The organism is Pseudarthrobacter sp. (assembly GCF_036675385.1).
GTDB lineage: Bacteria > Actinomycetota > Actinomycetes > Actinomycetales > Micrococcaceae > Arthrobacter.
This window is the reverse complement of sequence record NZ_JAKFFD010000087.1, coordinates 1-6,351: the sequence shown is the minus strand read 5'-3', so window position 1 is coordinate 6,351 and position 6,351 is coordinate 1. Positions and strand designations below refer to the sequence as shown.

General features: G+C 64.8%; 7 protein-coding genes. 1 reads left to right on the top strand and 6 read right to left on the bottom strand.

What is annotated here, in order from left to right:
• Positions 1-911: thiamine pyrophosphate-dependent enzyme (locus V6M49_RS07120; protein ID WP_332760683.1), on the bottom strand; the 911-nt coding region annotated here is incomplete at its 3' end.
• A 159-nt stretch (positions 912-1,070) separates the two neighbouring features.
• Here V6M49_RS07120 and V6M49_RS07115 point away from each other — a divergent pair.
• Positions 1,071-1,535, top strand: a complete 465-nt coding sequence (locus tag V6M49_RS07115; RefSeq protein ID WP_141141390.1) for an Lrp/AsnC family transcriptional regulator — start codon at positions 1,071-1,073, stop codon at positions 1,533-1,535.
• Between the two features lie 9 nt (positions 1,536-1,544).
• On the opposite strand, the gene V6M49_RS07110 is transcribed toward V6M49_RS07115, so the two are convergent.
• The 5 genes from V6M49_RS07110 to V6M49_RS07090 all read right to left on the bottom strand — a co-directional run.
• Positions 1,545-2,222 carry a hypothetical protein gene (locus V6M49_RS07110; RefSeq protein ID WP_141141391.1) on the bottom strand — a complete coding sequence of 226 codons (678 nt, stop codon included), beginning with the start codon at positions 2,220-2,222 and terminating at the stop codon, positions 1,545-1,547.
• Positions 2,223-2,405: 183 nt separating this feature from the next.
• Positions 2,406-3,209 (bottom strand): SGNH/GDSL hydrolase family protein, encoded by an 804-nt coding sequence (locus V6M49_RS07105; RefSeq protein WP_332760682.1) that lies wholly within the window; start codon positions 3,207-3,209, stop codon positions 2,406-2,408.
• 69 nt (positions 3,210-3,278) lie between these two features.
• Positions 3,279-4,463 carry an acyltransferase family protein gene (locus V6M49_RS07100; protein WP_332760681.1) on the bottom strand — a complete coding sequence of 395 codons (1,185 nt, stop codon included), beginning with the start codon at positions 4,461-4,463 and terminating at the stop codon, positions 3,279-3,281.
• Positions 4,464-5,387: 924 nt separating this feature from the next.
• Positions 5,388-6,167, bottom strand: a complete 780-nt coding sequence (locus V6M49_RS07095) for an enoyl-CoA hydratase/isomerase family protein (RefSeq protein WP_332760680.1) — start codon at positions 6,165-6,167, stop codon at positions 5,388-5,390.
• Between the two features lie 7 nt (positions 6,168-6,174).
• Positions 6,175-6,351, bottom strand: a 177-nt coding sequence (locus V6M49_RS07090; RefSeq protein ID WP_332760684.1) for a 2Fe-2S iron-sulfur cluster-binding protein, incomplete at its 5' end; no start/stop codon positions are given.

Below are 6,351 nucleotides of genomic sequence, written 5' to 3'. Positions count from 1 at the left end.
TCGGCGTTGGTGTGTGCCTGCATCCGGTACGTGTGTGCCTCCACCAGGAGCGGCCCGGAACCTTCCCGTGCGAGTTTCACGGCCCGGTCCAGCACGGCGAGGAGGGCCACCACGTCGTTGCCGTCCACGCGTTCGCCGGCCATGCCGTAGCCCACGGCCTTGTGGGCGAGCGACGGCGCCACGGACTGGTGCGCCAGCGGAACCGAGATGGCGTACTTGTTGTTCTGGACGAAGAAGACCACGGGCAGGTGGAAGACGGCGGCGAAGTTCAGGGCCTCATGGAAGTCACCCTCACTGGTGGCGCCGTCCCCGCACATCGCCAGGACCACGGTGTCCTCGCCGCGGAGTTTGGCCGCGTGCGCAACTCCCACGCCATGCAGCAGCTGGGTGGTGAGCGGCGTGCACTGGATGCCCACCTTGTGCCTGGTCGGGTCGTAGCCGCTATGCCAGTCACCCCGGAAGATGGTCATGGCCTCCACGGGATCAACCCCCCGGGCCATCACAGCGACGGCGTCCCGGTAGGTGGGGAACAGCCAGTCGCCGTCGGAGAGGCAGAGGGCTGCTGCCACCTGGCAGGCTTCCTGGCCGTGGCTGGACGGGTACACGGCCATGCGGCCCTGGCGGACCAGGGCCGAATTCTGGTCGTTGACGCGGCGTCCGACGACGAGCTGCTCGTAGGCGGCCAGCAGTTCCTCATCGCCGGGCAAGGGATACTCGTGGCCGGGTTCGGTGCCCTGCTCACTTTCGGCTTTGAGCCGTCCCTCCGGGTCCACCATCTGGATCTGGTGGCGGGCGGGCAGCATGTAGTCCTCCACCGTGATGCCGAACTTCCGCACCGCTTCGGATACTGCATCTTCAGCCGGCAAACGCTGGGCCTGGTCCGGCGCAGGGTGGTCCGCGGAGATCGTCATTGGTCCGTCCTTCTGTAGCCACTAGTCGGTTCCAGTATGGCCCTCGGGGAAGTTTCGTATCCAGTAGTTCGCCAAATCGTGGAAGGTTCCGCCGGATGGACCTACTCTGGAAGACGAATTGAAATGTGATCTGGACAACGAGCGGGAGCGGTGGACGAATTGGCACGACTTGAAGGAGAGTCCGGGGAGGTGCCGCTGGACGACGTCGACCGCCGGATCATCGCCGAACTCACCCGGGACGGGAGGATGTCCGTGACGCAGGTGGCCGAGAACGTCCACATCTCCCGGGCCCACGCGTACACCCGCATCGCCAGGCTGACCGGCGAAGGCGTCCTGACCAAATTCACGGCCCTGGTGGACCCCATCAAGGCAGGGCTGAAGTCCTCCGCCTATGTGACGCTCAAGGTGAGCCAGCATTCATGGCGTGAGCTGCGCGAGCAGCTGCGCGCGATCCCCGAGGTCCACCACATCGCCCTCGTGGGCGGCGATTTTGATGTGATCCTGCTGGTGCGCGCGATCGACAACACCGACCTGCGGCGGGTGATTTTCGACCAGCTGCAGGCGATGCCGGGCGTCCAGGACACACAGACGTTTCTGGTGTTCGAGGATGTTGATACGCGTTAGGGCGCGCGATTAGAGGCCGTGCGCCTTGTCCTGTCCGTGGCGGTAGGAGTGGTAGGCGTAGACCAGCAAGGCGATCCCCGCCAGGATCGTGACGGCCGAGACGGCGTAGTCCAAGGGGATGAGCAGCGCCATAGCCTGGAGAGCGAAGATCACTCCCAGTCCGCCGAGAACGGCAGCAGGAATCAAGGGCCACTTCATCCGGCCGGTGTTCTCGGAAGTTCGGACCGGGACAAGGGACAGCACCCCGAACGTGGCCGCCAGGCCCAGGAACAGGACGGCGGCGACGGGCGTGCCTTGGAGCGCCTGCGGGAGGGCCACGATGACGGCCAGCGTGAACATCACCCCGCATGGGATGAGGGCCCACCAGTTGGCCGGTTCGCGCAGGTAAACCGCGGCGAATCCGGCTGCCATGAACAGGAACAGGTAGGCTCCGCCCGCACTGCCGGCCGTGAGTTGAGTGACGGTGATGACGGCGGCCACGCCCAGGAATACCGAGCCGGGGATTGCCGCCCACCAGTTCTCGCGGCTTCGAATGAAGAGGGATATGAACACAACCCCCACCGCCGCGAACATCAGCGCCGGTACATAAGCGAAGCTCTCCGCGACGCCGAGCAGGTCCAACAGCATGAGCACGCCGACCGCGATCAGGCCGATGCCCGCGATGATGCTTGTCTTTGCCGAGTTCACCGTTTGCCTCCCGCAAATACGGCAGGCGGCCTCGCCGCGCTGTTGCCTTCAGGCTAGGTCCAGCCCGGAACCGGACATAGGGCACAAAGCCCCGGCCTTCAACCTGCCCGGAGGCGACGCCCGTCAGGAGCCACGCCTGGAGGCGTGGCCCAGCTGAGTCACGCCGTCTTGGCGGGCTCTGGCTCACTGAGTCAGCGTGGCCCAGGACTCCAGGAACTTCTCGGCAAGATGCGCGTGGCCGGCGGTGTTCGGGTGCGCACCGTCAAAGTCGAATCCCGGGCTGTTGGCACCCGTGAACCAGCCGGCCTCGTAGGCGTCGATGAACGGAGCACCGGCGGCTGCGGCCCCGGCGCGGACGGCGCTGTTCGCACCTTGCAGTTCCTCCGCTAACGGCTGGGGGGCCGAGGGCCCAAGAACCACTACCTGGACGCCGGGCCACAACGTGCGGGCCGCCTCGATGGTCTGCGCCGTGGCGGTTTGGATTTCATCAGGGCTGGTGACCAGGGCGTCGTTCTGGCCGCCTTGCAGTATGAGGACGTTGGGGACGAAGCGCGGATCCGCAGCGGCTTCGCGCAACCGGACCTCGTACTCACGGGCCGCGCTGTCCTGCGGACCACCGCCCCAAGCGAAGCCGGTTCCGCCCTCACCGTCGATGTTGGTGGGATATCCGAGCGAGCCGGCAACAAGGTACGCCCACCCCTGGTCTGGCCGGTCCGCGCCGTCACCGGCAGTGTACGAATCGCCAAGAATCAGGAGGACGGGCCGGGCAGGAAGCTGGATTTTCAGCTGTCGGGCCGTTGCGGTGGCGGTGGGTGTGGGAGCCAGCGACGCAGTAGCCGTTGGCGTGGCCGTCGGAGAGCTTGCCGTCACAGGGCTGACGGCTTCGCCTGGGCCGCGCGGATTCGTCAGGGCGATTCCCGCTACTCCGAAGGCGACCACGGCCAGCAGAAAAAGTGCACCGTACTTGAGCCATTCCTGCTTGGTCATGCTGGGTCGCCGCCGTCTCTCGTCACCCGGCACATCTTACCGGCGTCGTCGCGGAGAAACTCAGTTCGTTCAGGTACGGCCGGCCAGCTCCAATTCCCGAGCGGGTTCCGGTGCTGGCTCCGGGGCGGGACGGACGACGGCGGGTTCCAGCCTTCTGGAGGCCCAGCGGCGGATGGGCCGCTCCACAAATCGGAACGATCCGTAAGCCATCAGAACGGTCAGGGCTGCCGTCAGCGGTACGCGGACGGCGAGCGACGGGACCAGGGGAATCAGCAGGATAAAGACCGGCAAGTGCCAGAGGTACATCCCATAGGACAGGTCCCGGCCCGGGCGGGAAAGCCAGCGGTGGCCCAGGACCTTTGAGATGAGGCCTTCTGGCAGCAGGACAAGCCACCCGATGGCCAGCCCGGCCAGTAGTGCCAAGGCAGTTGGACCGGCGGTCCAGAAGATATCAAACCAGGCACCGGGTTCGGTGGGCTCTTCGAGCAGGAAAACGGCCAGCACTAGGGCAAGCCCCGCGAACGGGCCGCTGCGGCGCACACCGGTCTGCAGGGAAACATGGCGCCTGGTGCCCGGGCTGATGGACGACAACACCAGAGCCACGGCGCACCCCAGCAGCAGCTCGTCAGCCCTGGTATCAGGCCCGTTGTAAATCCGGGCCAGCGATGCCCCGCCGGAAACCAGGAAGAACCGTGAAACCAGGAACCCCGCCGCCAGGACGGCCGTGATCCAGGCGACCGTGCGGACCTTCCAGAAGCGCAGCATCAGCAGGAGCAGCACCGGCCAGACCAGGTAGAACTGCTCCTCGACGGCGAGCGTCCAGGTGGGGCTCAGCGCGCCGCCGCCGGTTGAGGAACCGAAGGCTCCGAAGTTGGACAGGTTCATCAGGTAGCCAGCCGCCGGAATGGCATCGGCTTCCTGGCCGCCCCACCCCGACGACGGAAAGACCAGGCCGACCAGAACCACCACAGCGCACAGAACCAGCAGTGCCGGCCAGAGCCGGGCGAGCCGTTTGGCGTAGAAAACTCCAACGCGCAGCCGGCCCGTGGAGCGGTACTCCTTCATGATCAGGAGAGTGATGACAAAGCCGCTGAGCGTGAAGAAAACATCCACGCCAATGGATCCACCGGGGGCGAACCCGGTTAACGTGTGGAAGAGGAAAACGCCGGCTACCGCGATGGTGCGCAGGCCATCGAGTGCGTGCTGCCGCCCGGATATCAGTCCGGATGCAGGCGCCACCGGGCGTTCTTTCATGTTCGGGATTCCGCTACTTGACCAAAAATTCACTCATCAAGCATATATAACGTTTCTATAACCCCGCTGGGTGCAGGCTGGGCGCCAGCTGGGCGCGGGTCTACTCCGAGATACCCTCATGGGCTGGTGGGCACTGCTCCCCATCGCGGCCCGCGTCGATCGGCGGAAGGCAACAAAATACATGGGACCGCAGGAATCCGTGCCCACTTCAAGGACGAGAGTGACATTCCTCGACCGAGTGAGCATCATCGGCGCACCTCAATGCGCTCTCCCCTATAGGTCGTGGTGGTCTTGGCAATCTACACAAAAGACTTCCATTGCCGTCTCTCCACAGCATTGGCAGCAGTGTTCCAGGGCTTGAAGTTCTACGATGTAAGCCGTCATTCCTCAAGGCTGAGTCTTCCGCAGCCCAAATCTAAGGGTGGTGAGTACTCGAATTTTCAGGAGGCGACTACTTGGACGCGCCTGGCTTCACGAAACATCAGTGACATTCTTACAGGTCACCCACATCATCCAGCGTGCGGAAGTCCGGCACACACTACTACGAGAGTCCCACGGACTCATCGAGTGAAACCGGCAGGATCGCTGGCAAATGGTCGGGTGGATTTCCTCCGCGATCGGCAAGACTTCCACACTCCGCGCAAACACCTACGAACTGGTGGGGACAATCCATCGGACCAACGCCCTCCCCACGAGGCAAAGAAATTTTCACTCTGTCTGTATACCATCGGCCTGTATACCATCGGCGCGGGCTTGCAGTCCTGTCTATTGGGACAGCGCACGCAACCTGGCGACACGCAGGAACTCAGATATCGGCTGGCGACGCTTCGGGCCTTCAGAGGCCTCAGCAAGAACCCAACTGCGGTCCCACCGTCTTGAACGTCTTGTATTCGAGCAGCTCAGCAGCGCATCTGGAACTCTCCGTCAGCCGACAAACTTGGGCGCCCGCTTCTCTTGGAACGCCCGGAAGCCCTCGGCGTAGTCTGCGCTCTTGCAGAGCCGTCCCTGCTCGGCGTTTTCCTCGGCCATGGCGTCCCACAGGCCCAGCCGCTGGTCCCGGATGTGCGCCACCAGCTCCTTGCTCGCCGTGAAGGCGCCCGTGGGCCCGGCGGCAACCCGCGTCACAATTTCCCTGGTGTTGGCCAACAATTCATCGGCCGGCATGGCCCTGCTGAACATCCCCTGCGCCACGGCCTCGGTGCCGGAGATGAGTTCGGCCGTGTAGATCAGGTCCAGCGTCCGGTGCATGCCCAGCCGCTCGGTGAAGTACCAGTGGCCACCCGAATCCAGCGTGGCGCCCAGCTTGGCAAACGGCGAGCCGAACTTGGCGTTCTCCGCCACGTACACCACGTCCGTGGCCAGCAGCAGGCCCAGCCCCACACCCAGGCACGCACCGTGTGCCGCAGCGAACGTCGGTGCCGGGAACGCGCTCATCTTCTTCAGCAACGGCTGCACCAGCCCGCCCAGGTACGCTTCGGCATCGTCCGTCTCCGGCGTCACGCCCGAAATGTCCCGGCCGGCGCAGAAGGCGCGGCCCTCTCCCCTGAGCAGCAGCGCCCGCACCTCACCGCGCGAGGCGGCGGCAGCGGCGTCGTCGTACGCCTGTGTTAAATCAGCGAGCGCCTGCTCGTCGAGCGAGTTCAGCTTGTGGGGCGCGTTCAGGACCACTTCGGCGACGTTGTTGGCGATGGAGAGGGAGATCATGGGTTCCTTAAACGTCGAAGTCGACTGTTACTTCTTTGCTGGTGGGGTGGCTCTGGCAGGTCAGGACGTACCCCTTGTCCAGTTCATCCTGCTCCAGCGCGTAGTTTTCGTCCATGGTCACGGTGCCGGTGACCAGTTTGGCGCGGCACGTGCCGCACACTCCCCCGGCGCACGCGAACGGCAC

Excerpts from the sequence above, each read along its gene's own strand:
- V6M49_RS07105 (WP_332760682.1), bottom strand. The coding sequence starts at position 3,209 with ATGACCAAGCAGGAATGGCTCAAGTACGGTGCACTTTTTCTGCTGGCC.
- V6M49_RS07100 (WP_332760681.1), bottom strand. The coding sequence starts at position 4,463 with ATGAAAGAACGCCCGGTGGCGCCTGCATCCGGACTGATATCCGGGCGG.
- V6M49_RS07095 (WP_332760680.1), bottom strand. The coding sequence starts at position 6,167 with ATGATCTCCCTCTCCATCGCCAACAACGTCGCCGAAGTGGTCCTGAAC.